The organism is Frigoribacterium sp. UYMn621 (assembly GCF_040549525.1).
Lineage (GTDB): Bacteria > Actinomycetota > Actinomycetes > Actinomycetales > Microbacteriaceae > Lacisediminihabitans.
Genome location: NZ_JBEPTM010000001.1, coordinates 23,912 through 48,254, shown reverse-complemented (window position 1 = coordinate 48,254; position 24,343 = coordinate 23,912). Strand labels below are relative to the sequence as shown.

The 24,343-nt window shown below is 64.4% G+C and carries 22 protein-coding genes; 9 read left to right on the top strand and 13 right to left on the bottom strand.

All coding sequences use genetic code 11. The features are described 5' to 3' along the window. Positions 1-121: 121 nt before the first annotated feature. The 6 genes from gyrB to dnaA form a co-directional block, all read right to left on the bottom strand. Positions 122-2,092, bottom strand: a complete 1,971-nt coding sequence (gene gyrB, locus ABIB54_RS00255; protein ID WP_354573526.1) for a DNA topoisomerase (ATP-hydrolyzing) subunit B — start codon at positions 2,090-2,092, stop codon at positions 122-124. A gap of 165 nt (positions 2,093-2,257) precedes the next feature. Beyond that, complete coding sequence (locus tag ABIB54_RS00250; protein ID WP_354574222.1) at positions 2,258-2,755, bottom strand: DciA family protein; 498 nt, start codon at positions 2,753-2,755, stop codon at positions 2,258-2,260. A gap of 5 nt (positions 2,756-2,760) precedes the next feature. Next, positions 2,761-3,945: a DNA replication/repair protein RecF gene (recF, locus tag ABIB54_RS00245; RefSeq protein ID WP_354573525.1), complete on the bottom strand. Its 1,185-nt coding sequence runs from the start codon at positions 3,943-3,945 to the stop codon at positions 2,761-2,763. Between the two features lie 4 nt (positions 3,946-3,949). Next, positions 3,950-4,840, bottom strand: coding sequence for a phosphogluconate dehydrogenase (NAD(+)-dependent, decarboxylating) (gene gnd, locus ABIB54_RS00240; RefSeq protein WP_354573524.1), 891 nt, complete (start codon positions 4,838-4,840; stop codon positions 3,950-3,952). A 35-nt stretch (positions 4,841-4,875) separates the two neighbouring features. Next, positions 4,876-6,024: a DNA polymerase III subunit beta gene (dnaN, locus tag ABIB54_RS00235; protein ID WP_354573523.1), complete on the bottom strand. Its 1,149-nt coding sequence runs from the start codon at positions 6,022-6,024 to the stop codon at positions 4,876-4,878. A 381-nt stretch (positions 6,025-6,405) separates the two neighbouring features. Further along, the gene (gene dnaA / locus ABIB54_RS00230; RefSeq protein ID WP_354573522.1) at positions 6,406-7,845 is read right to left on the bottom strand and encodes a chromosomal replication initiator protein DnaA; all 1,440 of its coding nucleotides are present in this window, start codon (positions 7,843-7,845) and stop codon (positions 6,406-6,408) included. Positions 7,846-8,116: 271 nt separating this feature from the next. Between dnaA and rpmH the strand changes: the two genes are divergently transcribed. The 8 genes from rpmH to ABIB54_RS00190 all read left to right on the top strand — a co-directional run bounded on the left by rpmH (position 8,117) and on the right by ABIB54_RS00190 (position 13,605). Continuing rightward, entirely contained in the window at positions 8,117-8,254 is a 138-nt protein-coding gene (rpmH, locus tag ABIB54_RS00225) for a 50S ribosomal protein L34 (protein ID WP_010204566.1), read from the top strand. A gap of 10 nt (positions 8,255-8,264) precedes the next feature. Beyond that, positions 8,265-8,606 carry a ribonuclease P protein component gene (gene rnpA / locus ABIB54_RS00220; protein ID WP_354573521.1) on the top strand — a complete coding sequence of 114 codons (342 nt, stop codon included), beginning with the start codon at positions 8,265-8,267 and terminating at the stop codon, positions 8,604-8,606. Then, entirely contained in the window at positions 8,603-8,911 is a 309-nt protein-coding gene (gene yidD, locus ABIB54_RS00215) for a membrane protein insertion efficiency factor YidD (RefSeq protein WP_354573520.1), read from the top strand. The genes rnpA and yidD overlap by 4 nt, the downstream gene beginning before the upstream one ends. A 9-nt stretch (positions 8,912-8,920) precedes the next feature. Beyond that, positions 8,921-9,877, top strand: coding sequence for a membrane protein insertase YidC (yidC, locus tag ABIB54_RS00210; RefSeq protein WP_354573519.1), 957 nt, complete (start codon positions 8,921-8,923; stop codon positions 9,875-9,877). A gap of 44 nt (positions 9,878-9,921) precedes the next feature. Beyond that, positions 9,922-10,518 carry a Jag family protein gene (locus tag ABIB54_RS00205; RefSeq protein WP_354573518.1) on the top strand — a complete coding sequence of 199 codons (597 nt, stop codon included), beginning with the start codon at positions 9,922-9,924 and terminating at the stop codon, positions 10,516-10,518. A 208-nt stretch (positions 10,519-10,726) separates the two neighbouring features. Further along, the gene (gene rsmG, locus ABIB54_RS00200) at positions 10,727-11,338 is read left to right on the top strand and encodes a 16S rRNA (guanine(527)-N(7))-methyltransferase RsmG (RefSeq protein WP_354574221.1); all 612 of its coding nucleotides are present in this window, start codon (positions 10,727-10,729) and stop codon (positions 11,336-11,338) included. 231 nt (positions 11,339-11,569) lie between these two features. Beyond that, entirely contained in the window at positions 11,570-12,643 is a 1,074-nt protein-coding gene (locus ABIB54_RS00195; RefSeq protein ID WP_502917054.1) for a ParA family protein, read from the top strand. Beyond that, on the top strand, positions 12,643-13,605 hold the full coding sequence (locus ABIB54_RS00190; protein WP_354573517.1) for a ParB/RepB/Spo0J family partition protein: 963 nt from the start codon (positions 12,643-12,645) through the stop codon (positions 13,603-13,605). The genes ABIB54_RS00195 and ABIB54_RS00190 overlap by 1 nt, the downstream gene beginning before the upstream one ends. A 24-nt stretch (positions 13,606-13,629) precedes the next feature. Here the strand turns inward: ABIB54_RS00190 and ABIB54_RS00185 are convergent, their stop codons facing one another. The 6 genes from ABIB54_RS00185 to ABIB54_RS00160 all read right to left on the bottom strand — a co-directional run bounded on the left by ABIB54_RS00185 (position 13,630) and on the right by ABIB54_RS00160 (position 21,375). Next, the gene (locus ABIB54_RS00185; RefSeq protein ID WP_354573516.1) at positions 13,630-14,592 is read right to left on the bottom strand and encodes a D-alanine--D-alanine ligase family protein; all 963 of its coding nucleotides are present in this window, start codon (positions 14,590-14,592) and stop codon (positions 13,630-13,632) included. Between the two features lie 3 nt (positions 14,593-14,595). Next, positions 14,596-15,912, bottom strand: a complete 1,317-nt coding sequence (locus ABIB54_RS00180; RefSeq protein ID WP_354573515.1) for an aminotransferase-like domain-containing protein — start codon at positions 15,910-15,912, stop codon at positions 14,596-14,598. 135 nt (positions 15,913-16,047) lie between these two features. Continuing rightward, positions 16,048-16,374, bottom strand: a complete 327-nt coding sequence (gene trxA, locus ABIB54_RS00175; protein ID WP_354573514.1) for a thioredoxin — start codon at positions 16,372-16,374, stop codon at positions 16,048-16,050. 30 nt (positions 16,375-16,404) lie between these two features. Continuing rightward, a complete protein-coding gene (gene trxB / locus ABIB54_RS00170) occupies positions 16,405-17,382 on the bottom strand; it encodes a thioredoxin-disulfide reductase (RefSeq protein WP_354574219.1) in 978 nt (325 codons plus the stop codon). A gap of 109 nt (positions 17,383-17,491) precedes the next feature. Then, positions 17,492-19,150 carry a murein biosynthesis integral membrane protein MurJ gene (gene murJ, locus ABIB54_RS00165; RefSeq protein WP_354573513.1) on the bottom strand — a complete coding sequence of 553 codons (1,659 nt, stop codon included), beginning with the start codon at positions 19,148-19,150 and terminating at the stop codon, positions 17,492-17,494. After that, complete coding sequence (locus ABIB54_RS00160) at positions 19,147-21,375, bottom strand: DUF6049 family protein (RefSeq protein WP_354573512.1); 2,229 nt, start codon at positions 21,373-21,375, stop codon at positions 19,147-19,149. Before ABIB54_RS00160 ends, murJ begins: the two co-directional genes overlap by 4 nt. Before the next feature lie 123 nt (positions 21,376-21,498). On the opposite strand from ABIB54_RS00160, the gene ABIB54_RS00155 reads away from it, so the two are divergent. Further along, positions 21,499-22,926, top strand: a complete 1,428-nt coding sequence (locus tag ABIB54_RS00155) for a CCA tRNA nucleotidyltransferase (protein WP_354573511.1) — start codon at positions 21,499-21,501, stop codon at positions 22,924-22,926. Between the two features lie 275 nt (positions 22,927-23,201). On the opposite strand, the gene ABIB54_RS00150 is transcribed toward ABIB54_RS00155, so the two are convergent. After that, entirely contained in the window at positions 23,202-24,272 is a 1,071-nt protein-coding gene (locus tag ABIB54_RS00150; RefSeq protein ID WP_354573510.1) for an inositol-3-phosphate synthase, read from the bottom strand. Positions 24,273-24,343 lie beyond the last annotated feature (71 nt).

The following is a 24,343-nucleotide window of genomic DNA, read 5'->3' as shown; positions in this document are numbered from 1 at the left end:
AACTGTTGGTCGAGCAGGGCGCTCAGCGCCTTTATCGAGACCGGGGTTCTGTCTGCAGTCGGTGGAGATTTCGGCACGGCCGCGGGCGGCCCACTCAATCTGATCGCTGCTTCGCGGGCGATCAGATATCGAGGAAACGCACGTCTTTGGCGTTCTTCTGGATGAAACTGCGTCGCGACTCCACGTCTTCGCCCATGAGGGTGGAGAAGATCTCGTCGGCGGCGGCCGCGTCATCCAGGGTCACCTGAAGCAGGGTGCGGGTCACCGGATCCATGGTGGTCTCCCACAGTTCCTTGTAGTCCATCTCGCCGAGACCCTTGTAGCGCTGCACTCCGCTGTCCTTCGGCATCCGCTTTCCGGCAGCGGATCCGGCGGCGAGGAGCGCATCCTTCTCGCGGTCGCTGTAGACGTATTCGTGTGGCGAGTTCGTCCACTTGAGGCGGTAGAGCGGGGGCTGGGCCAGATACACGTAGCCCAGGTCGATCAGCGGGCGCATGTAGCGGAACAGCAGGGTGAGCAGCAGGGTCGTGATGTGCTGGCCGTCCACGTCGGCATCGGCCATCAGCACGATCTTGTGATACCGGGCCTTCTCCGGGTTGAAGTCCTCGCCGACCCCCGCACCGAAGGCGGTGATCATGGCCTGCACCTCGTTGTTGGCGAGAGCGCGGTCGAGACGCGCCTTCTCCACGTTGAGGATCTTGCCGCGCAACGGCAGGATCGCCTGAAACTCCGGGTTGCGCCCCTGAACGGCGGAACCGCCGGCCGAGTCGCCCTCCACCATGAAGATCTCGCTGAGCGAGGGGTCGTTACTCGAGCAGTCCCTCAGCTTTCCGGGCATCCCGCCGGATTCGAGCAGTCCCTTGCGCCGGGTCTGCTCGCGCGCCTTGCGGGCCGCGAGTCGGGCAGCGGATGCCTGGATCGCCTTGCGGATCACGTCTCGGGCCTGAGTGGGGTTGCGGTCGAACCAGTCGCCGAGCTGGTCACCGGCGACCCTCTGCACGAAGGACTTCGCGATGGTGTTTCCGAGCTTGGTCTTCGTCTGTCCCTCGAACTGCGGTTCGGCGAGCTTCACCGAGATGACTGCGGTGAGACCCTCGCGCACGTCGTCACCGGTGAGGTTCTCATCCTTCTCCTTGATGATCCCCTTCTCGCGGGCGTACTTGTTGACCAGGGTCGTGAGCGCGGCACGGAATCCCTCTTCGTGGGTCCCGCCCTCGTGTGTGTTGATGGTGTTCGCGTAGGTGTGCACGCTCTCCTGGTAGGAGGTGGTCCACTGCATTGCGACCTCGAGGGAGATCTTGAGTTCCTTGTCCTCCAGCTCGAAGGAGATGACATCCGGATGCACGACCTCGACCTTCTTCGCGGAGTTGAGGTACTCCACGTAGTCGACGAGGCCTTTCTCGTACATGTAGGTGACACTGACCGTCTCGTCGGACTCCAGCTCCCGCTCGTCGGTGAGAGTGATCGCCAGTCCCTTGTTGAGAAACGCCATCTGCTGGAAGCGCGCGCGCAGCGTCTCGTAGTCGAAGACCACGGTCTCGAAGGTCTCCGGGCTCGGCCAGAAGGTCTGGGTCGTGCCGGTTTCCTCCGTCGTCTCACCCTTGGTCAGGGGACCGGTGGGCACGCCGTTCTCAAAACTCATGCGCCAGACATGTCCCTGGCGACGCACTTCGGTGTCCACCTCGCGGGACAGCGCGTTGACCACAGAGATTCCGACACCGTGCAGACCGCCCGAGACCGTGTATCCGCCGCCGCCGAACTTTCCGCCCGCGTGGAGGATCGTCATGACGACCTCGACAGTCGACTTGTTCTCCTGCTTGTTGAGATCGACCGGGATGCCGCGGCCGTTGTCGACGACCCGGATACCACCGTTCTTCAACATGGTGATGAGGATGGTGTCGCAGTACCCGGCGAGTGCCTCATCGACGGAGTTGTCGACAACCTCGTATACGAGGTGGTGCAGACCGCGGGGTCCGGTGGAGCCGATGTACATGCCGGGACGTTTGCGCACCGCCTCGAGTCCCTCGAGCACCTGGATCTGATCTGCTCCGTAGCTGTCTTCAGATTCGGAATTCGAGCGGTTCGCTGCCATGTGAAATTAGGCTCCTGCCAGGTAGATCGATTGTTCGTTCGCGGCTCGGGTTCCCAGAAGGGAGCTGCCATGACGACTGTGTAATTCTACCAAACCCTCGGGGCGCATAGGCGCGAATCGGCGATCTGGGGACTTAGATGTGCCGGGGCGACCTGTTTTGCCCTGTCAGCCGTAAGTATCGCGCGGACCACGCCCTGGGATTGATCTGGGGCCGCGTTTCCACGAGGGGGCCCCCGGCCCTTCGAAACGCACCGAGTCGATGCCCGCGTCCGGATACCTCGCCACGATGCGACTCATGATCTGCACCCGCATGAGTCGAAGCTGGGTCGCCCAGGCCGTCGAGTCGCATTTCACCGTGAGCACGCCATCCTCGATCGAGACCGGGGCCGAGTGCTCTGCGGTGTCGGCTCCGGCGATCTCCAGCCAGGATGCCAACAATTCCGATCGCGCCAGCGGCGAACTCCACCCCAGTTTCGACGTCAACGAGTCCATCACGGCTCCGATCCCCTCCGGATCCCGCCCCCCTCCGAACGGAATCGTCGACCCGGGCTCCTTCTTCGCCCTCTTGCGCGCATCGGCCGATCTGCTCGAGCCGTCACCGAACACACGACGAAACCGCAGGTATACCGACACCGGTTCGGATTCCTCGGGAGCATCCGCCATGTCTTTCACGGCGCATCTGCCCCGACAATGGTGCCTCGCGAAATATGCACGGTGTTGCCGGTGAGCTCTTCCGGAACGTCCTCGAACACCGCGGCTGTGATCAGCACCTGCTCGAAATCGCGCACGGCGGCCGCCAGGCGGGCGCGACGGGAGGCATCCAGCTCGGCGAAGACATCGTCGAGCATGAGAACGGGATCGCCCGTCGACGACTCGCGCCTGAGCAGAATGGCGGACGCCAGCTTCAAGGCGAGAGCGAAAGACCAGGATTCCCCATGGCTGGCATACCCGCGGGCGGGAAGCGAGTTGAGTTCGAGCACCAGGTCGTCGCGGTGCGGGCCGACCAGGGTGATCCCCCTCTCCAGTTCGCTGCGGCGCCGGTGCGTGAGTGTGTTGCGGAACGCGAAAGCGGCATCGGCCGCCGTGACGATGCCACGACTCAATCCGCCCGGTTCGACATCCTCTTCTCCCACGCCCTGGGGGGCCGAGCCGACCGCGAAGATGCTGAGCTGATTGGCCAACCCGGCGTGGTGGTCCTCGCCGGCCACTGACGTGTAAGCGTACGCGACCTCGGGCGACAACTCCGCGACGAGAGTCGTTCGAGCCTCGATCAGCTGCGATCCGAGTGCGACCAGGCGCTCATCCCAGATATCGAGAGTGGAAAGCTTGTCGCCACGCACTCCCGATGCCCTGGCCGACTTGAGGAGGGTGTTGCGCTGTCGCACCACGCGGTCGTAGTCGGCAATCACAGCCGAGATCCTGGGCGACCGCAGCACGAGCAGTTCATCGAGGAATCTCCGCCGCCCACCCGGATCCCCCCGGATCAGCGCCAGGTCCTCCGGGGCGAACAACACGCTGGAGAAATAGCGGGGCAACTCCCGCGTCTTGATCACCGAACGGTTGATCTGCGCGCGGTTGGGCGCCGACCTGTTGAGTTGCACCTCCGCGAGGATCTGGCGCTCACCGTTTTCGAGCCGGGCGCGGATGATCGCGGAGTCGGTCCCCTGCCGAATCATGGCGTGATCCATCGAGACCCGATGGGAGCCGAGAGTGCTGAGATACGCGAGGGACTCGACCAGGTTGGTCTTCCCCTGCCCGTTGCTGCCGACGAACAGGTTCGCTCCGGCGGCGAGGGCTACCTCCGCAGAAATGTAATTGCGAAAATCGGTGAGGCTGAGGTGGGTGACGATCACAGCATCAGTCGACGGCTTTGACCGAATGCCCACCGAACTGGTTGCGCAGCGCGGCAACGGCCTTCATCGCCGGAGAACCCTCCGGCTGGCGTGACACGAACCGGGCGAAGATCGACGCACTGATCGTGGGAACCGGAACGGCATTGGCGAGTGCTTCCTCGATGGTCCAGCGACCCTCTCCGGAATCTTCGACATAGCCTTCGATATTCGTGAACTCTGGGTCTTCCTCCAGGGCGCGCACGAGCAGTTCCAGAAGCCAGGAGCGCACCACTGTTCCGCGCTGCCACGCCTTGAACGTGCCGGTGACGTCCTTGATGATGTCATCTCGCTTGTCGAGCAGCTCATAGCCCTCGGCATAGGCCTGCATCAGCGCGTATTCGATGCCGTTGTGCACCATCTTCGCGTAGTGTCCGGCCCCGATCTCGCCCACGTGGACGAATCCCTCTTCGCGTGGGCCTTCCGGGCGCAGGGCGTCGAAGATCGGCATCAACAGGTCGATGTTCTTCTTGTGACCGCCGACCATCAGGCCGTAGCCATTCGCCAGTCCCCACACGCCGCCGGAGACACCGGCATCCACGTATTCGATGCCCTGTGCCGACACCTGCTCGGCGTGCTTGATGTCTTCGGTGAACCGTGAATTGCCACCATCGATGATGATGTCGCCGGATTCGAGCACTCCAGCCAGGTCGGTGACCACCGAGTCGGTGATGGCTCCAGCCGGGACCATCACCCAGACGATGCGGGGCGAGGGAAGAGCTTTCACCAGATCGGCGAGACTCGCGACATCCGTCACGTCGGGGTTGCGGTCGTAGCCGGTGACCTCGATGTCGTGTGCGCGCAGCCGTTCGCGCATGTTGTTACCCATTTTGCCGAGACCGACGAGGCCGATGTGCATGTCAGAACTTCCTTCTGGGATGTCGCGGGGTGAAGTTACCTGAGCAACAGGTTGGGCTGCAGGAGGTACTTGTAATTATCCGCTCCGGGCTGGTCCTTGGACGACTGGCTCGTGATCAGCACCGGACCGGGCTTGTTGGGATTGTCGGTCTTGGTGAACGAGATCCGCACGAATTCCGAGTGAACAGCTCCCAGACCGTCGAGCAGGAACGCCGGCTTGAGGGAGACGACGGTGTCACCACCACTCAGGTGCGCATCGATGGACTCGGAGGCCTGAGCCTGTTCCGATCCGATGGCCTCCAGGGTCACTCCGTCGAGCGTGAAGGTGAAGCGAAGCGCGGCCTCTCGTTCGAGCACGAGGGAGACGCGTCGCACGGCCTCGATGAGTTCGGCCGTGTTGATCACCGCGTAGTTGTCCACAGTCTCGGGGAACAGCCGCTTTACCGGCGGAAAATTGCCCTTGATCAGCAGGGACGTCACGGTCTTGCGGTCAGCCCGGAATGCGATGAGTTCGCGATCGTCGGTGTTTGTGATCGCGACAGAGATCGTGCCGCTGTGGCCGAAGGTCTTGCCGATCTCCTGAAGGGTGCGCGCCGGCACGAGCGCCGTGAGCGTTTCAGTCGAGCCGGTGTCGCCGGAGTCCCAGTCGATGGCGCGTACGGCGACGCGGTACCGGTCGGTCGCCACCATGGTGAGGCTGTTCTCCGATACCTCCAGCTGCACCCCGGTGATCACGGGAGTCACATCGTCGCGGGATGCCGCGACCGCGACCTGGGCGACGGCGGTGGCGAAGGCGTCTGCCGGCAAGAGCCCAGATTGTGCGGATACCTGCGGCAGTGTGGGGTATTCCTCCACCGGCATGCTGAGAAGGGTGAATTTCGCCGGCCCGCAGGTGACCGAGATGCGACCTTCCTCGGTGGAGAACTGCACTGGAGCATTGGGAAGGCGGCTGGCGATGTCGGCGAGAAGACGGCCGGAGACCAGAATCTTGCCCTGTTCCTCGACCTCTGCGGCGATCTCGGTCTGGGCCGACACCTCGTAGTCGAACGATGAGAGAGTGAGGCCGGTCTCTGTGGTCTCGATGAGAACGCCGCTGAGGATCGGCAGAGTTGTTCGCTGGGGCAGGAGTTTCACCGCAAAGGAGACGGCTTCACTGAAGACGTCGCGATTGACCTGGAACTTCATGGGCACCCCTTGCTATCGAACCTGCTATCGAATTGGCGCTCTCGGAGCGAGCGGTGATCCGGGAGGTTAATACTGGCACAGCCGGTTTCTTGCGTCCGACCCAAGGGTTATCTTCTCCAAAATAATTGTCATTAAGGATTAACACTCTTAACCGCTGTGCGATCTGTGAATAACTCCGTGGATGGCTGTCGGGAGCGGGGAACTACACCGGTGTGAGTTGTGGGGAATGTGTGGCATTCGACCGCAAATCGACGATCTTGCCGAGCGGCCGGTCGAGGGACTTTCCACAGGGCGGGTTTTGATTGCACAGCGTTTATCGGCGTTTTCCACAGTTATCCACAGGTTATCCACACTGAGAGACTGGAACGTCTACCCTGCCGCCTAGATCGAGTTATAGCGGTGGTTCTGCTTGATGCGACTGGTGAGCTCGGTGACCTGGTTGTAGATCGAGCGACGCTCTTTCATGAGTTCGGTGATCTTCTTATTGGCATACATCACGGTGGTGTGGTCGCGGTTGCCGAAGAGTTGGCCGATCTTGGGGAGAGACAGATTGGTCATCTCCCGGCAGAGGTACATCGCGATCTGTCGAGCGGTCGCCACTGCCTGGGACCGGGACGATCCATAGAGATCGTCGACCGTGAGTTTGAAGTACTCCGCCGTGTGGTTGATGATGTCGACCGGCGCGATGACGTTGTCGTCGTCGAGGGTGATCAGGTCTTTCAACACGGTCTGAACGAGCGCGAGGTCGACCGGCGTGCGGTTGAGGCTGGCGAACGCGGTGACCCTGATGAGGGTTCCCTCGAGCTCACGGATGTTGGACGAGACCTTCGTGGCCATGTACTCGAGGATCTCCGCGCTCACCTGTAGCTTCTCGCTCTGTGCCTTCTTGCGGAGAATGGCGATGCGCGTCTCGAGGTCGGGTGCCTGCACATCCGTGATCAGTCCCCATTCGAATCGGGACCGCATGCGGTCCTCGAATCCGGTGAGCGCCTTCGGAGGCAGGTCGCTGGTGATGACAACCTGCTTGTTGTGGTCGTGGAGAGTGTTGAAGGTGTGGAAGAAGGCTTCCTGTGTCTCCACTGCCCGCTGCAGGAACTGGATGTCATCGATGAGCAGGATGTCGATCTCGCGGTAGCGCGACTGGAACACGGAGGCCCGGTTGTTGGCGATCGAGTTGATGAAGTCGTTGGTGAACTCCTCCGAACTCACATAGCGCACACGGATACCGGGATACAGGCTCTCTGCATAGTGGCCGATCGCATGGAGGAGGTGGGTCTTGCCCAGGCCGGAGTCGCCGTAGATGAAGAGCGGGTTGTATGCCTTCGCCGGCGCCTCTGCCACCGCGACTGCAGCAGCGTGGGCGAATCGATTGGAGCCTCCGATGACGAAATTGTCGAAGTTGTACTTCGGATTGAGCCGTGAATCAGCCCGGCGCGTGCCGGAGGAGATCCCCTCGGTGGGGGGCGTCGGCGCCAGGGGCTGTTCGATGTAGGGCTGCTGCTGCTGTTCGAGCGCATCAGGGGAGGGATGGCTGAGGGCATCGTGGGCGATCTCTGGGTTGACGACGATCGCGAAGTTACTGACCGACTCTTCGCCATCCAGCCCATTGAGCGCGTCGAGGAGCGGAAGGCGGATGCGCTGCTCGAGCATTCCCCGGGTCAGATCGTTGGGTACTTCGAGATAGAGCGTCGCCGCCATCACACCCTTGGGCTCGACCAGGCTGAGGAAGCCCTGGAGCTGGGGCGTGATCCTGTCGTCGGAGCGCAGGGTGGTGAGTACGGATTTCCAGATCTCCTGGGTCGAATCCGTGATGTCACTCATTGTTTCCTCGCTGTAATCGGGCGTAGTTATGCACAGGGTTATCCACCGGGTGTGCAGTCCCACCACCTTAGTTCCGGTCGCATGTCGCTGCCACGCCGACTTTATGGGAGTGTGGATAATGCGCGGGATCGCTCCAGAGTTTGACCGCAGCCCATTAAGACCGTATTTTTAATCAGTTGACTTCAGCCTGATGGCTAAACTTCACTCCCCCGGCTTCCTGGCTCCCACCGAGCTGGCCGTGCGGAGTTCTAACACGCGAGAGATCTAAATCATGAGCAAGAGAACCTTCCAGCCGAACAACCGGCGCCGCGCCAAGGTGCACGGATTCCGCCTCAGAATGCGCACCCGTGCCGGACGCGCCATCCTGGGCGCGCGTCGTCGCAAGGGACGCACCGAACTCTCCGCGTAGTCGAGCCCCCGTGTTGGCCAAAGCCAACCGGCTCGTCCGGGCTGACGATTATCGGCGCCTCGTGCGCCGAGGTCGGCGTGTGGCGACCCGTCATGCTGTGGTCTACATCATGCGGGGCAATGACTCTCGACCGCCCCGCTTCGGCTTCATCGTGCCCAAGAACGTGGGAGTTGCGGTGAACCGCAACCTCGTGAGACGGCGTCTCAAGGCACTGAGCTTCACCGCTCTCCCTCGACTCGCACCGGGCACCGAGATCGTGATTCGTGCATTGCCAGGCTCAGCGCAGGCTGGCTGGGATATCCTGCGTTCTGAGATCTCGCAGGTCGTGAGCGGAGGAGTGACACGAGCGTGAATTCCGTCGTGACATTCGTGCTCCTGCTCCCCCGCAATCTGAGCGTGCTGATCCTGCGGGTCTACCGGGCTGTGATCTCACCCCTGTATGGCGATGTGTGCCGGTATTACCCCTCGTGCTCTTCCTATGCTCTTCAGGCCATCCAGCAGTACGGCGTGGTTCGCGGTAGTTGGTTGGGGATTCGGCGGATTGCACGATGTCACCCCTGGGCAGCCGGCGGCGTAGACGACGTGCCCCAGCGGGTGGAACAGAAATACGCGGTGACCCGCTTTGGTTTTGTTGTATCGATGGCCACGGAAAGGTGACCTAAACACATGGACATCATCGGCACGATTCTCTGGCCCATCAAATGGGTCGTAGAACTCATTCTCGTGGGCTTCCATGAGTTCTGGACCTTCCTCGGTCTCGACCCAAATGCGGGTCTGACCTGGGTTTTGTCTATCGTTGGCCTGGTTCTCGTGATTCGGGCCGCGCTCATCCCGATCTTCGTGCGACAGATCAAAAGCCAGCGACGAATGCTCGAAGTGGCACCGCAGCTCAAGAAGATCCAGGACAAGTACAAGGGCAAGAAGGATCAGTTCTCCCGCGAGGCGATGTCGCGCGAGACCATGGAGCTCTACAAGAAGACGGGCACCAACCCGCTGAGTTCCTGCCTTCCGCTGCTTCTGCAGATGCCGATCTTCTTCAGCCTGTTCTCGGTGCTCCACAATGCCCAGACCGGCGTGGTCGGAGTCGGCCTGCTGAACAAGACGCTGTCGAAGTCGTTCGGCTCGTCCTCACTCTTCGACATCGCTCCCCTGCACCTCGCGATCAGCACCGCGAACGGAAACGTCGCTGTGATCGTGATCGCCATCATCATGATCGTGCTGATGACGGGTTCGCAGTTCATCACCCAGCTGCAGATCATGTCGAAGAACCAGTCGGCCGAGATGAAGGCCAGCCCGATGTTCAAGCAGCAGCGCATCCTGCTGTACCTGCTCCCCCTGGTCTTCGCCTTCTCGGGCTACACCTTCCCGCTCGGAGTCATGTTCTACTGGCTCGTCTCGAACTTCTGGACGATGGGCCAGCAGTTCTTGGTCATCCGCAACATGCCGACACCCGGTAGCGAGGCCGCCCTCCAGCGCGAGTCGCGCATGGCGAAGAAGGCGCAGCGCCGTGGATTCTCGATCATCGAGGACCAGCCGCTCGCCGTAGACGACATCAAGCTCAATACCCAACGGGTACAGCCGGTGAACAAGAACCGTTCGAAGAAGACCGGCAACAAGAAGTAGCCGCACGCCTGCCCTCCCAGCCGTTCCAGAAAGAGACCTCCTCCATGTCAGAGACCATCCCCCAGCTCGCCGACGAGACGTCAGCTTCCGCGGAGACCACCGCTGCCGACGTCACTCAGGAAGAGACCCCTTCGGCCGAGAGTGCGACTCCGGACTCCGCCGCGCCAGAATCAGCCCGTTCTGTCACCCAGTTGGAGGAAGAGGGTGAGATCGCCGCGGACTACATCGAGGAACTGCTCGATATCACCGACCTCGACGGCGACATCGACATCGATGCCCGCGATGGCCGTGCCTATCTCTCGGTGAACTCCAGCCAGGACAGCAACCTGCGCCTCCTCTCGAAGCCCGAGACCGTCAACGCGCTGCAGGAGCTCACCAGGATCGCCGTGCAGGCGAAGACCGGTGTCTTCTCCCGGCTGATTCTCGATGTGGGCGGATCGCGCCAGACGCGCGAAGCCGAGCTCTCCCAGCTGGTGGAGCGCGCCGCCGACCGGATCGAAGGCGGCGCTCAGTCCGCGGCGCTTCCGCCGATGTCGTCCTACGAACGCAAGCTCGTGCACGACCTGGTCGCTGCCCGCGGCTTCGTTTCGCAGTCTGAGGGTGAAGGATCAGATCGCCACACCGTCATCACCCGCGCGTAGTTTCACGTGAAACATTCGGTCGTCGGGGCCTCCGATGAGTGATGCGGGTGCTGATGCCGCGCGGGATGCCGCTGAACGGGCTCATGGAACCCGAGATGGAGCATCCGGGGATCATGCACCTCGAGATGAGGCCGCGCCGGGTAGCACGGTTTCGGAGAGCACGGCTTCGGAGAACACGGGGCCAGAGTCCCCAGCTTCACCCGTCGCGCTGGAGGCTGAACCGGCTGCGGCGGAGGCCGTGTTCGGGTCGCGCATAGACCGTGCACGCCAGTTCACTGCGGACCTCGCGGCCCGGGGTGAGGAACTCGGTCTGATCGGCCCACTGGAGATCCCTCGACTGTGGACCCGGCACATCCTGAACAGCGCTGTTCTCGCCCCGCTGATCAGGCCGGGGCGTGTGGGGGATATCGGGAGCGGCGCGGGGCTCCCCGGCCTTGTGCTGGCCATTGCGCGACCGGATGCGCAATTCATCCTGATCGAGCCCATGGAGCGGCGGGTCGACTGGCTTCGTCGCGAGGCCGAGGCTCTGCAGCTCGACAATGTGGAGGTCGTTCGCGCCCGGGCGGAAGAGGCCAAGCTCTCCCCCTGGTTGGATCAGGCCACCGCGCGCGCGGTCAGTGCGCTGTCGAAGCTGATCCCGTTGACCGTCCCGCTTGTGAGATCCGGTGGACAGCTGCTCTTCCTCAAGGGTGCGAGCGTTGAGGCCGAGGTCGACGCGGCGGCCAAAGTCATCAGGCGCACCAGATTGACGGATGTCGAGGTGCTCACGTTGGGCGAGGGCGCCGAAGCCACACGCGTCTTTCGGGCTACAGTTGATTGACCGTTCGGGGCGGTCGGTGACGCCGTGCGGCCTCGAATGTGCTCGGGGCAGCGGGCGCCTGAGCGGAGACCTCTTCCGCTTGCTGGTTCCCGGGGTCGAATCTCGCTCGTCCCACTGAGGTTCCCATCACGATTTCGAGCATGACGAACGACCAGATCGAGAAGGTTTCACGTGAAACATCCGAATGACGAGGGAATCCGGGTCGACTACGCCGCTGAGATCTACGCGGCGATGCTGGGGGATACCTCGGATACCGAGCACGCGGTTCAGTCGCGGGAGGAGGCCGGTGCACGCGAAGAGGCCGGTACACGCGAGGAGGCCGGGCCCCGCGAAGAGGCCGGCCCCCGCGAGGATGTGGCGAGTGCCGACGCTGAGACAGCTTCACCCGAGGACGAACAGTCTCCGATCGCGGCGGCACCGAAGGCCTTTTCCCTAGGAGACACGCCGCTGGCGCGCGAGCTCTCCGAAATCACCCGCCGCCGTCAGGCGCTGGCAGCCGAGGTTCTGCCCTTGCCGCCCAAGACGCGCGTGCTCACGGTGGCGAACCAGAAGGGCGGGGTCGGTAAGACGACAACGACGGTGAATCTCGCTGCTGCGCTCGCCCGGAGCGGTGCACGCGTGCTCGTCATCGATCTCGATCCACAGGGAAATGCTTCCACGGCCCTCGGCATCGAGCACCGCTCGGAAACCGTGAGCGTCTACGAGGTGATCATCAATGATGAGCCCGTGGCCAACGTGGTGCAGAAGAGTCCCGACTTCGACACGCTCTTCTGTGTGCCAGCCACCATCCATCTCGCCGGTGCGGAGATCGAACTCGTGTCCATGGTGGCGCGGGAACAGCGCCTGCGTACCGCCGTCGAGAAGTTCCTGGAGGAGAGCGACCAGCCGTTCCACTATGTCTTCATCGATTGCCCGCCATCACTCGGGTTGCTCACGATCAACGCTTTCGTGGCGGCACAGGAGGTGCTGATCCCCATCCAGTGCGAGTATTACGCTCTCGAGGGGCTCAGCCAGTTGCTGACGAACATCAAGCTGATCGAGCGGCACCTCAATCCGGTGCTCACCGTCTCGACGATCCTCCTCACCATGTTCGATGCGCGCACCAACCTCGCGAACCAGGTTGCCCAGGACGTTCGCGATCATTTCCCGGACCAGGTGCTCGCGACGCTCATCCCACGGTCGGTGCGCATCTCCGAGGCACCCAGCTATGGTCAGACCGTGATCAGTTATGACGCCAATTCGCCCGGCTCCCTGTCGTATCTCGAGGCAGCCGCAGAAATCGCCCGAAGAGGAGCCCCCCAGTAATGGCCGCACCAAAGAGAACCGGACTGGGGCGAGGCATCGGCGCGCTCATCCCGAGCGACCTGGGCAGTCCCGCCCGTCCCGTCGACGTCTTCTTTCCCACTTCCCCCGCCGAGGCCGCGAGCATGCCCGCGGACGAACTCGTGAGCGTTCCGGGCGCTCGCCTGGCAAACCTCTCACCGAACGACATCGTTCCGAACGCGTCGCAGCCGCGGACGACCTTTGTGCAGGAGGACCTGGACGAATTGGTCGCCTCCATTCGTGAGGTCGGGGTGCTGCAGCCCATCGTGGTCCGCCCCATCGTGGACGCCGCGCCCGGTCAGCCGCAGTACGAGCTCGTCATGGGCGAGCGGCGGTTGAGGGCCAGCAAGCTGCTGGGGCTCGACAGCATCCCGGCGGTCGTCAAGAACACCGCGGATGATGCGATGCTGCGTGACGCGTTGCTGGAGAACCTGCACCGCGCGAACCTCAATCCCCTGGAAGAGGCCTCGGCTTACCAACAGCTCTTGGCGGACTTCGGAATCACGCAAGACGAGCTCGCGACCCGGATCGGTCGCTCACGTCCCCAGATCACCAACACCATCCGCCTCCTTCGACTGCCGACGGCGGTGCAGAATCGAGTGGCCGCCGGCGTGCTGAGCGCTGGTCATGCCCGCGCCATCCTCTCCGCGGGGGACGAGGCGACGATGGAGCGCCTCGCGGACAAGATCGTCAACGAGGACCTCTCGGTGCGGGCTGCCGAAGCCGCGGCAGGCCAGCTCACCACCAAGCCCACCCGCACCAAGCCGAGCGCGGGTCGGCGCCAGGGTCACCTCGACGAGATCGCGGAACGCCTGGGCGATCGACTCAACACGCGGGTGAAAGTGACTCTCGGATCGAGCAAGGGCACCATCGTCATCGACTTCGCGACGGTGGCCGATCTCAACCGTATTCTCGCCGAACTCAACGAGCCCGGTTTCGGGTAAAAAGCTGATCAGAAGGTGTTTAGGCTAAAGGCCGGCGTCTGAGATGGCGGCCTCCGCGAGGGCCGAATAGACCCAGCCGATGTCGTGGCCGGCCGCTTCGAGCGCGAGCGGAAGCAGGGATGTCTCGGTGAGGCCCGGCAGCACGTTCGCCTCGAGGAACCAGGGGATGCCCGCGGCGTCGACGATCAGGTCGATGCGGGAAATGTGGCGGAGGCCCAGTGTGCGGTGCGCAAGCAGGGCCGTCGCCGCGGCGGCCTCCGAGATCCCCTCTGCCAATCTCGCGGGGGTGTAGAAGCGGGTCTCCCCGGCGTTGTACTTCGCTTCGAAGCTGTAGACGCCGGAGAGTGGCTGGATCTCGACAGCCGGAAGCGCCACCGGACCATCGCCGGTGTCGATGATGCTGATCGCGATCTCGGTGCCGACCACTCGATGCTCGACGATCGCGACATCACAGTAGGTGTAGGCATCCACCATCGCGCGCGGGAGGTCGTCCCGATTGTCGACGAGGGTGACTCCCTGCGCGGATCCGCCCTGTGCCGGCTTCACGACGAGGGGAACGGGAAGGCCATCCGAGAGGCTATCGAGCACACTGGCGGCACCCAGCTCACGGAAGGCATCTCGGGAGAGGGCGATCGAGCGTGGCGTCCGCACTCCGGCTCGCGACACGAGCACCTTCGCGGTGGGCTTGTCCCAGGCGAGACGCGCTGAGTCGGAGGTGGAACCGACGTAGGGGATGCCCATGAAGTCCAGCAGCCCACGCAGGGCGCCATCCTCGCCGCTTGCACCATGCAGGGCGGGCCAGACGACATCCGGGCGCGTCTCTGCGAGGAACGCGAGGAGCGAGGCATCCGGATCGCGAAGGGTCACGTGGATGCCGTGCTCCTGCAGCCGGTCGGCGACCTGGCGACCGCTGCGCAGAGACACATCCCGTTCGTGCGAGATTCCTCCGGCGAGAACGACGACGGATCGGGGAGTGACGGTGGCCATCAGCTATCCGATGTTCGAGGGTGGGCTTGCGATGCCCTTTTTCACGGGGATCGTCGCGAGCGGTGAGGTCTGCGCGAAGGTGTTGAGCAGGTCGAGTTCGCCGTTGATCACGACAGAGAGGCGGCGGATGCCCTCCCGGATGAATTCGGGGGTGGGATAGCAGAACGAGAGGCGGATGTTGTTGCGGCCATTGCCGTCGGCATAGAAGGCGGTGCCGGGCGTGTAGGCGACGAGTTCCTTGACCGCGCGCGGCAGCATCGCCTTCGAATCCATGTGGTCAGGAAGTGTCACCCACACGTAGAACCCCCCGTTGGGCACCGTCCACGACAGCTGGGGCAGGTATTCCGCGAGGGCGGCGAGCATCGCATCCCGGCGTTCGCGGTAGATCCCGCGGAAGGTGTTGATCTGCCCCTTCCAGTCGGCCGAGTCGAGGTATTCGGAGATCATGAGCTGACTGAACGAGCTCGGTGACAGCACCGCGGCCTCGTTGGCGAGGATGAGCTTCTCGCGGATGGCGTGGGGGGCGAGGGCCCAGCCCACCCGGAAGCCCGGCGCGAGCGTCTTGGAGAAGGTTCCGAGGTAGACGACGCCATCCTCATCGACGGAACGCATGGCGTGAGGAGGCGGGGAATCGAAATACAACAACCCATAAGGGTTGTCTTCGAGCACGAGGATCTCGTTATCGCGGCAGATCTCCAGAATTTCGAGTCGGCGTTGCCAGGTGAGAGTGACTCCCGCCGGGTTGCTGAACGAGGGGATCGTATAGAGGAACTTGATCGTCTTGCCGGCGGCCTTCAGGCGGCTGATCGCCTGGCGGAGCGCTTCGGGAATGAGGCCGTGCTCATCCATCGGAACATGGTGGATGTCGGCCTGGAACGAGTTGAAGACCACCATGGCGGTGACGTAACTCGGACCCTCCGCCAGCACGACATCGCCGGGATTGATGAACAGCTTGGTGACGAGTTCGAGCGCGTGCTGGGACCCGGTCGTGACCACGACGTCGTCGACGCTCGCCCGGATGCCCTCGAGAGCCATGACCTCGAGGATCTGCTCCCGAAGGGCCGGGATGCCCTGCCCGGAGCCGTACTGCAGGGCCTGCAGGCCCTGGCTGGACATCATCCGCTCGAAGGCGCCGGCGACGAGTTCGGGCGGCAGCCCGGTAACGAAGGGCATGCCCCCGGCGAGAGAGACGACCTCCGGACGGGATGCCACGGCGAACAGCGCCCGCACCTCTGAGGCGCTGAGGCCGGCGGTTCGATCGGCGTAGCGGTCGTACCAGGGGTCGAAGTTCGTGCCGTCGTTTGTTCCGTCGTGAGTCATGTGGTTCCGCGTCGATCGGTGGGGTGAAGATCCAACAATAGTGCGGAGATATGAAAAGGCCCGTCCACCCTGCGGTGAACGGGCCGGTAACCAGCTAGGTGGTTACCTCAGAGGACTGCTACTTGAGCCACTGTGCTACTTGAGCCACTCCGCAAAGTCGGCCTCGAGCGCGGGCTTCGGCTTTGCGCCGATGACGCTCTTGACGACCTCGCCACCCTTGAAGAGCTTCATGGCCGGGATCGAGGTGATCTGGTACTTCGCGGCGATCTCCATGTTGTCGTCGACGTTCACCTTGACGAGCTCGATCTTGTCGGAGTGCTCGGCGGCGATCTGGTCGAGAATCGGGCTGACCGCGCGACACGGGCCGCACCATTCGGCCCAGAAGTCCACGAGCACGAGCTTGTCGGAGTCGAGAACGTCGGCCTGGAAGCTGGCGTCGGTCACATCTTTGGCGGTTGACATTGATTTCTCTCTTTCGATGGAGGGTGGCCGTCAGGCCGATACTGTTGCGGGCTCGGCGTCAGCGGTCGCTTTCGCCAGCAGGTCTTTTGGGAGGGACGCCAAGTAATGCTCGGCGTCCAGGGCGGCGACGGTTCCGGAACCGGCGGCCGTGACGGCCTGTCGGTAGGTGGGGTCCAGCACGTCCCCCGCGGCGAACACCCCGGGGAGATTGGTGCGCGAGCTGCGACCCTCGACCGCGATCGTGCCGTCGGCGTTGAAGTCGAGCATTCCATGCACGAGGTGGGTGCGCGGGTCGGCGCCGATCGCGATGAACAATCCGCTCAGGTCGAGAGTCGTCTCCGTGCCATCCACAGTGTTGCGGAGGCCGACACCGGTCACCGCACCGTCGCCGTAGATGTGCTCGACGGTCTGGTTCAAGAGGAACTCGATCTTGGGGTTCTCGAACGAGCGGTCCTGCATCGTCTTGGAGGCCCGAAGCGAATCGCTGCGGTGAATCACGTAGACCTTGTCGGCGAACTTCGTGAGGAAGTTGGCTTCCTCCATCGCGGAGTCCCCGCCGCCCACGACGGCGATGGTCTTCTTGCGGAAGAAGAACCCGTCACACGTTGCACACCACGAGACGCCGTGGCCACTGAGACGTTCTTCGTCGTCGAGGCCGAGCTTGCGGTAGGCGGAACCCGTTGCGAAGATCACCGAGAGCGCCTCGTGCACGTCGCCGTTGCCGAGCGTCACGGTCTTCACGTCACCGCTCAGGTCGAGGGATGTCACGTCGTCGAGCACGATCTCTGTGCCGAATCGCTCCGCTTGCGCCTGGAACGCGGCCATGAGATCCGGTCCCATGATGCCCTCGGGGAAGCCCGGGAAGTTCTCCACCTCTGTGGTCTTCATGAGCTCGCCGCCGGCCTCGACCGAGCTCGCAATGAGCAGTGGCCGAAGGTTGGCACGGGCGGCATAGATCGCAGCGGTGTAGCCGGCAGGACCGGAGCCGATGATGATGGTCTGGCGCAACGAAAACAACTCCTTGGATCGCGTGGACTCGGTCTGTGCCCGTCCCACTGCGGTGTACAACACATCCTATTCGCACGATATTCCGCGAACCCGGGCCGTGGGCGACCGCCTAGCGTGCGCGTCGGAAGCGGGCCGTGAGGGTGCCGGTGACGGCGGAGAGTTCGGGGTTGCGCAGCACGGTGAGCAGGCCGAGGTAGACGACTGCCATGACCCCTCCGGTGACCACGATGGCGAGGATCGCGGAGAGCCGCGACTCGAGCGCGAAGCCGCCGCCGGTGAATCCCCCGAGTAGGGCGAGCACCCCCACACCGACGAGCCCGGCGGCGAGTGAGAGCACGAGGTACTGCACGTAGCGACGGAGCACGAGCCGGCCATCCATCCCGCCGATCCGTTTGCGCACCACGGCGATCGCGACGACGGCCTGAGCGCTACCGGCTATGGAGGTTACGGCGGCGAGCCCGGTGCCGATGAAAGCGGGCGGCAGCAGCAGGCAGAGCAGGGCACCGACGATGAAGAGCCCGGATTGGATGCATTGCAACAGGAAGGGCGTGCGCGTGTCGCCGAGCGCGTAGAACACCCGCTGGATCACGAACAGCATGCTGAACAGGATGAGGCCGGGCAGAAAGGCGAGGATCACGGCGCTCATGGCCTGCATGTTCGCGAATTTCTCCTCGTAGACGCGCGCAAAAGGCATCGACACCACCGACAGCGCGACTGCCGAGAAGACGATGAGTAGGCCGATGCTGCGGAGGGATGACGACAGATCCGATCTCACGGCGGGCAGGTCCCCGTTAGTGGCGTGCCCGCTCATCCGGGTGAAGTAGGCGGTCGCGATCGACACCGCGACCACCGAGTGCGGCAGCATGAAGATCAGCCACGAGTTGGCGAGGGCCGCAACGCCCGCGGTGGTCGACTGCGTCGCCACTCTCGACTGGAACACCCCGGCGATCTGAGTGATCAGCACCATGCCGAACAGCCAGCCGGCGGCCCGGCCGGTGGCTCCGAGGCCCACTCCCCGCCAGCGAAAGTCCGGCACGAACCGGAGACCGGCCCGCCTCCAGAAGAGGAACAGGACGAGCGCCTGGGCCGCGACCCCCAGGGTGGTCGTGCCGCCGAGGAGGATGATGCGACCGGGGGTCCACACGTCGACGCTGGAGTTGTCTGCCGCGGTGCCGAACGACAGCATGAAGACGACGATCCCGGCGATCGCGACGACGTTGTTGAGCACCGGGGCCCAGGTGAAGGGGCCGAAGATGCGGCGGGCGTTCAAAACTTCGCTGAGCAGGCTGTACAGGGCGTAGAAGAAGATCTGCGGGAGGCACCAGTAGGCGAGCACGGTGGCGAGGGTGATCGCCTGGGCGCTGAAGCCCGCCTGCCCGGCCGGAGCCTGTGAGGCGTAGAGCCTCACGAGCGCGGGCGCCGCGAGAGTCGCCGCGATGGTGACGATCGCGAAAACAACGATCCCGAGAGTGACCACCCGGTTGATGAACTGCTGGCCGCCGTCCTTATGGAGTCCTGCCTTGACGATCTGGGGGACGAGCACCGCACTGAGGACGCCACCGGCAACGAGTGCGTAGATGTTGTTGGGAAGCTGGTTCGCGAGGCCGAAAGCATTGCCGCTTGCACTCGCGACCTGCCCGATGGCGGCAGCAAGCACCGCACCCCTGGCGAAGCCGAGAACCCGGGAGACTATCGTGCCGGCGGCGAGGATGGCGCTCGCACGCCCCATACCACCGGATGTCGCTGCGCTCGTGCCTGCGGTCGTCATGGGGCGGTCGGGGTCTCGTCGGCCGGATCAGGGTCGGCCGGATCAGGGCTGGCCGGATCAGGGTCGACCGGATCAGCGCTGGCCGGAACATCCGTGGCCCGCTTCGCCTTTCGCCGCTTGGCGATGGTGCGGTAGATGCCGAATCCGAACACGCCGATGACCAACGCGGCCACGACGGCAGTGAAGGCGGTCTCCCACTGGGCCTGCACGTCGACGTTGATGGCGGTGGGAGCGGTGATCTGCACGTTGGTGGCGCTCGACAGGGAGACGATGAGCGTGACGGGTCCGTTGGCGTTCGAGGTGACCGGAACTGTGGTCTTCGCCTGCGACTGCGCCTCGATGACGAGTTCGACGCGGTCGTTGTCGATGGTGATGATGTTCGAGGGGGACCGCACCGTCACGTAGACGGTGACCGGCCAGGGGAGATCATTCGTCACGGTTATCGGCAGCGGGCTGTTTCGCGAGGTGAAGACCGTTGCGCTGCTTCGCGCGACCGTGACCGACTTCGTGACGAAGCGATCCGACTTGGCGAGGTACTTCTTCGTCTCCGCCGCCCAGGCAGCATCGCCGGTCCACGAGTTCGAGAGCAGTGCGAGCAGGCTGAGTCTGCGCTCGCCGGTGATCTGGGTGGGGTCGTTGAGCACCGAGGCGAAGCTCCCCGCTTCGGCCTCTGCGGCGAGCAGCTTGGTCACCGTGGCGATCCGGTCGGCGGACTCCGGTCTCGGCACGAGCGTTGCGGTGGCCGGCAGCACGGCGGAACCGCTCGCGAACGAGGAATTCACCTCCGAGAGCGACACGGATGAGGCCCACGGGAGCGCCGCCAGTGCCGTCAGAGTCTGCGCGAGACGCATATCCGCCCCGGGGCGCGAGCGGTCGAAAGTCGCGAGGAGCGTGCGCGCTGCGGCGGGCCGTTCCAGCGAGATGACGGCTATCGCGCTCGACAGGTTCGACATCGCCTGTGACCAGAGCGCAGGGCTCGGCGCCTCGGCGGCCGCATCGAGATAGGCCGAGAGGCCGTCATCCGTGACGAGAGTCTGGTGCTTGCCGACGAGCGCCGCGGAGCTCGGCGTGTAGTCGACAGTGCCGTAACCGACATTGCCGGAACCGAGGATCGTCGTGGTGAATCCTCCCGTTTCGAAGCCGTCGAGGTCCGCTTCGATGACACTTCCACTCGCCGGCCAGGCCACTGCCGGAAGGCTGTAATCGAAGGCCTGTAATGACGCCAGGTCGGGCAGCACAGCGGCCGATTCCCCGGGGGCAGGTGCGGTCGGAGCCGGGTTCGGAGTGGTGGTCGCCGTTGCCGTCGGTGTGGCACTGGGGAGGCCGGGGAACTGTCTCGCGTCGACCGGGAAGCTCGTCGGAACGAGAAGGCGAGTCGCCTTCGCCTGGCTGGCCGCGGCCAGATCGGAGTCGGCATAGCTCAGCGGGAAGGTGTCGTTCGTCGCCGATTCGAGGCGTTGGAGCCAGGCTTTCGCGGACGGTGGTGTGGAGTTGCCGAGGATGCGGATGGACGCGAGGATGCGCGGGTCGATTCCGATAGCGATGCCGGGCTGGTCGAAGACCGCATCGAGCTGTCGGGTGAGGAGTCCACCGTCTGAGGTGTATCCCGCCAGCAGGTCGGAAGGGATGAGGCCATCTGCGCTCTGCGGCACCGTGAGGGGCAGCACCAGGCCGAGCCGGGTCGGCGTCACGCCCGTACCCGGGTTCCAGACGATGCTGCTGCGGGCCTGTCCGACCTCCGAACCTCCTCCCGAGATCCGGACGGCCAGGGTGCGCGATCCCCAGACCGAGGCTTGGGAGCCGAAATCGATGGATGCGGCCGGCACGGTGAATTGCATGGGCACGGTGCGTCCGGCCGGCACTTCGGGTGTGGGGGCGGAGAGCACCTCGGTACCGAGGGAATCGTCGGCAGAGGTGGATGCGGGCGCGAGCCAGCTCGACAGCTCGGCGCGCGAACGCACCGCCGATCGATTGAGCACGATGCTGGCTGTGCCGGCCGGGATGGCTTTCGCGGTGGGGTTGGCGACAGTTCCGCTGATCACGAGGTCCTGTCCGGGGGCGAGAGCGCCGTTCGCCCCCGGCGCGAAGGTGAGCACGGGCTTCACATCCTCGGCCGCCTGCACTGCCGACGGTCTCGCGGCGACCGCGGCACCGGGTGCGCCGACGGGCGCGATGACGGCGCCGATGGCGAGAGCCACCGCGAACAGGGATGTGAAGAGTCTCATAGCGAAGGAGGGCGGCTGGGCGAGTGCCCCGGCCGTCCTCCAGTGATTCTAGGGTCTCGACTCTTGGTTGGGCCTGAGGTGGGACCGCGGTGCTCGGGCACGGTCGCCGGTAGTCTGGGGGGCATGGAGAGCGTCGCTTCGGCAATTCAGCGACTGTCGGACCTCGCGTCCACTCCTCATATCTCGCGGCTTTCGGCGGCGTTCGCCGCTGCCGGATTCGAGCTCGCCCTCGTCGGCGGACCGGTGCGCGACGCGTTCCTCGACCGCGCACTCACCGACCTCGACTTCACCACGGATGCGCGCCCCGATGACATCCTCGCGATCGTGAAGCCGATCTCGGATGCCCACTGGGACATCGGGCGGGCCTTCGGCACCATCGGAGCCCGTATCGACGGACACACGGTGGAGATCACGACCTACCGGTCCGATGCCTACGACGGGGAGACGCGCAAACCGACGGTCGAGTTCGGCGACTCCCTCGAGGCCGACCTCGTGCGGCGCGACTTCACGGTCAACGCGATGGCGCTGCGGCTGCCCGAGCGAGTACTCGTGGATCCCTCCGGCGGCCTCGAAGACCTCGTCGCGAAGCGTCTGACCACTCCGGGCGCCCCCGAGGATTCCTTCGGTGACGATCCGCTGCGGATGATGCGGGCCGCACGGTTCACCTCACAGCTCGGCTTCACCGTGGCGGAGCCGACCGCGCGCGCTCTCCACGCCCTTGCGGACCGCATCTCGATGATCTCGGTGGAACGGGTGAGCGACGAACTCGGCAAGCTGCTGCGCTCGCACAATCCCCGGCCGGGTCTCCAGCTGCTGGTCGATTCCGGCATCGCGGCCCTCGTGTTGCCGGAACTGCCTGCGCTCAAGCTGCAGATCGACGAGCACTTCCACCACAAGGACGTCTACGAGCACAGTCTCACCGTGCTCGACCAGGCGATCGAGCTCGAGGAGTCGCGGCATCCGGGAACCGAGCCCGACCTCGTTCTCCGTCTCGCGGCGCTGCTGCACGACATCGGAAAGCCGGCGACCAAACGCACGGAGGGCGGCGGAGTTGTCACCTTCCACCACCACGACGTCGTCGGGGCCAAGCTCGCCAAAAAACGCCTCAGAGAGCTGCGCTACGACAACGACACGATCACCGCGGTCGCCAGGCTCATCGAGCTGCACCTGCGATTCTTCGGCTATACCGAGGGAGCCTGGAGCGACTCGGCGGTGCGGCGGTATGTGCGGGACGCCGGTCCGCTGCTCGAGCGGCTCCACATCCTGACCCGCGCCGACGTCACGACCCGCAATCGGCGCAAGTCCGACCACCTCTCTTTCGCCTACGACGATCTCGAACAGCGGATCGCGGTGCTCGGGGAGGAAGAGGAGCTTGCGGCCATGCGCCCCGACCTCGACGGCGAGCAGATCATGGAGATCCTCGGGCTCACCCCAGGCCGCGAGGTCGGTGAGGCGTACCGCTTCCTGCTCGAACTGCGCCTCGAAGAGGGCAGCCTGGGAGCGGATGCCGCCACCGAGCGCCTGCGAGCGTGGTTCGCTGCCCGCCCCTGAGCCCGCCGGCCTGCCGCATCTCCCGCCGGTCGAGTAGGGCGCCCAGCGCCCGTGTCGAGACCAGCCCCGGTCTCGTGACGGGGCTGGTCTCGTGACGGGCCTGGTCTCGGGAGGGGCCCACAGCGGATGCCGCCGGCAACACGCCGTCGAATCACACCGCCGCGCCGACCCTCTCGCAGGATCTCCGCTCTCAGACAGGGTCGTGACGCTGCTGGCCGAGCAGGGAGCCCAACGCCAGGGTCGAGACCCTCCTCGTTGTCAGGCTGGGCGAAAACTCAGGCGTGGTCGCGGATGAACTGCTCGAGGAGTTCGCGCGCCACCGGGTCGGCATACTGCTTCGCCGGGCTCTTCATGAAGTAGGCGGATGCTGCCTCGACGGGACCGCCCAGCCCGGCATCCAGCGCGATCTTCGCGGCGCGGATGGCGTCGATCACGACCCCGGCGGAGTTGGGCGAGTCCCACACCTCCAGCTTGTATTCGAGCGAGGTGGGGGCATTGCCGAAGCCGTGGCCCTCGAGTCGGACGAAGGCGAGCTTGCGGTCGTCGAGCCACGGGATGTGGTCGCTCGGGCCGATGTGCACGTCGCGGGAGTTGAGCTGCGCCTCGATGTTGCTGGTGACCGACTGGGTCTTCGAGATCTTCTTCGACTCGAGCCGCCGACGTTCGAGCATGTTCTTGAAGTCCATGTTGCCGCCGACGTTGAGCTGGTAGGTGCGGTCGAGCACGAGGCCCCGCTCCTCGAACAGCCGGGCGAGCACGCGGTGCGTGATCGTTGCGCCGAGCTGGCTCTTGATGTCGTCACCGACGATCGGGACGCCGGCGTCCACGAACTTCTGGGCCCACACCGGGTCGCTGGCGATGAAGACCGGCAGTGCGTTGACAAAGGCGACACCGGCATCCAGAGCGGCCTGGGCGTAGAACTTCGCGCCCTCCTCCGATCCGACCGGCAGGTAGCAGACCAACACCTCTGCACCGGAATCGCGCAGCGCCTGTGCGACATCGACCGGGGTTGCGGAGGACTCCTCGACCAGCTCGCGGTAGTACTCCCCGAGACCATCGAGGGTCGGTCCGCGCTGCACGAGCACGCCGGTGGTCGCCACCTCGGCGAAGCGGAGGGTGTTGTTCTGGCTCGCCCACATCGCGTCCGCGAGGTCGAGGCCCACCTTCGCGGCATCCACGTCGAAAGCGGCGACGAAGGAGATGTCGCCGATCGCGTACCCGCCGAAACGCGTGTGCATCAGGCCAGGGACGACCTGCGTCTCATCCGCGTCTGCATAGAACGTGACGCCCTGGATGAGCGAGTTGGCGCAGTTTCCGACACCGGCGATGGCAACTTTCAGGGACATGCGTGTAGAGCTCCTTGATAGATAGTGGTTCGACTGACTACACTAGGCAGGTTGTCTGCGAGCAATTCGCA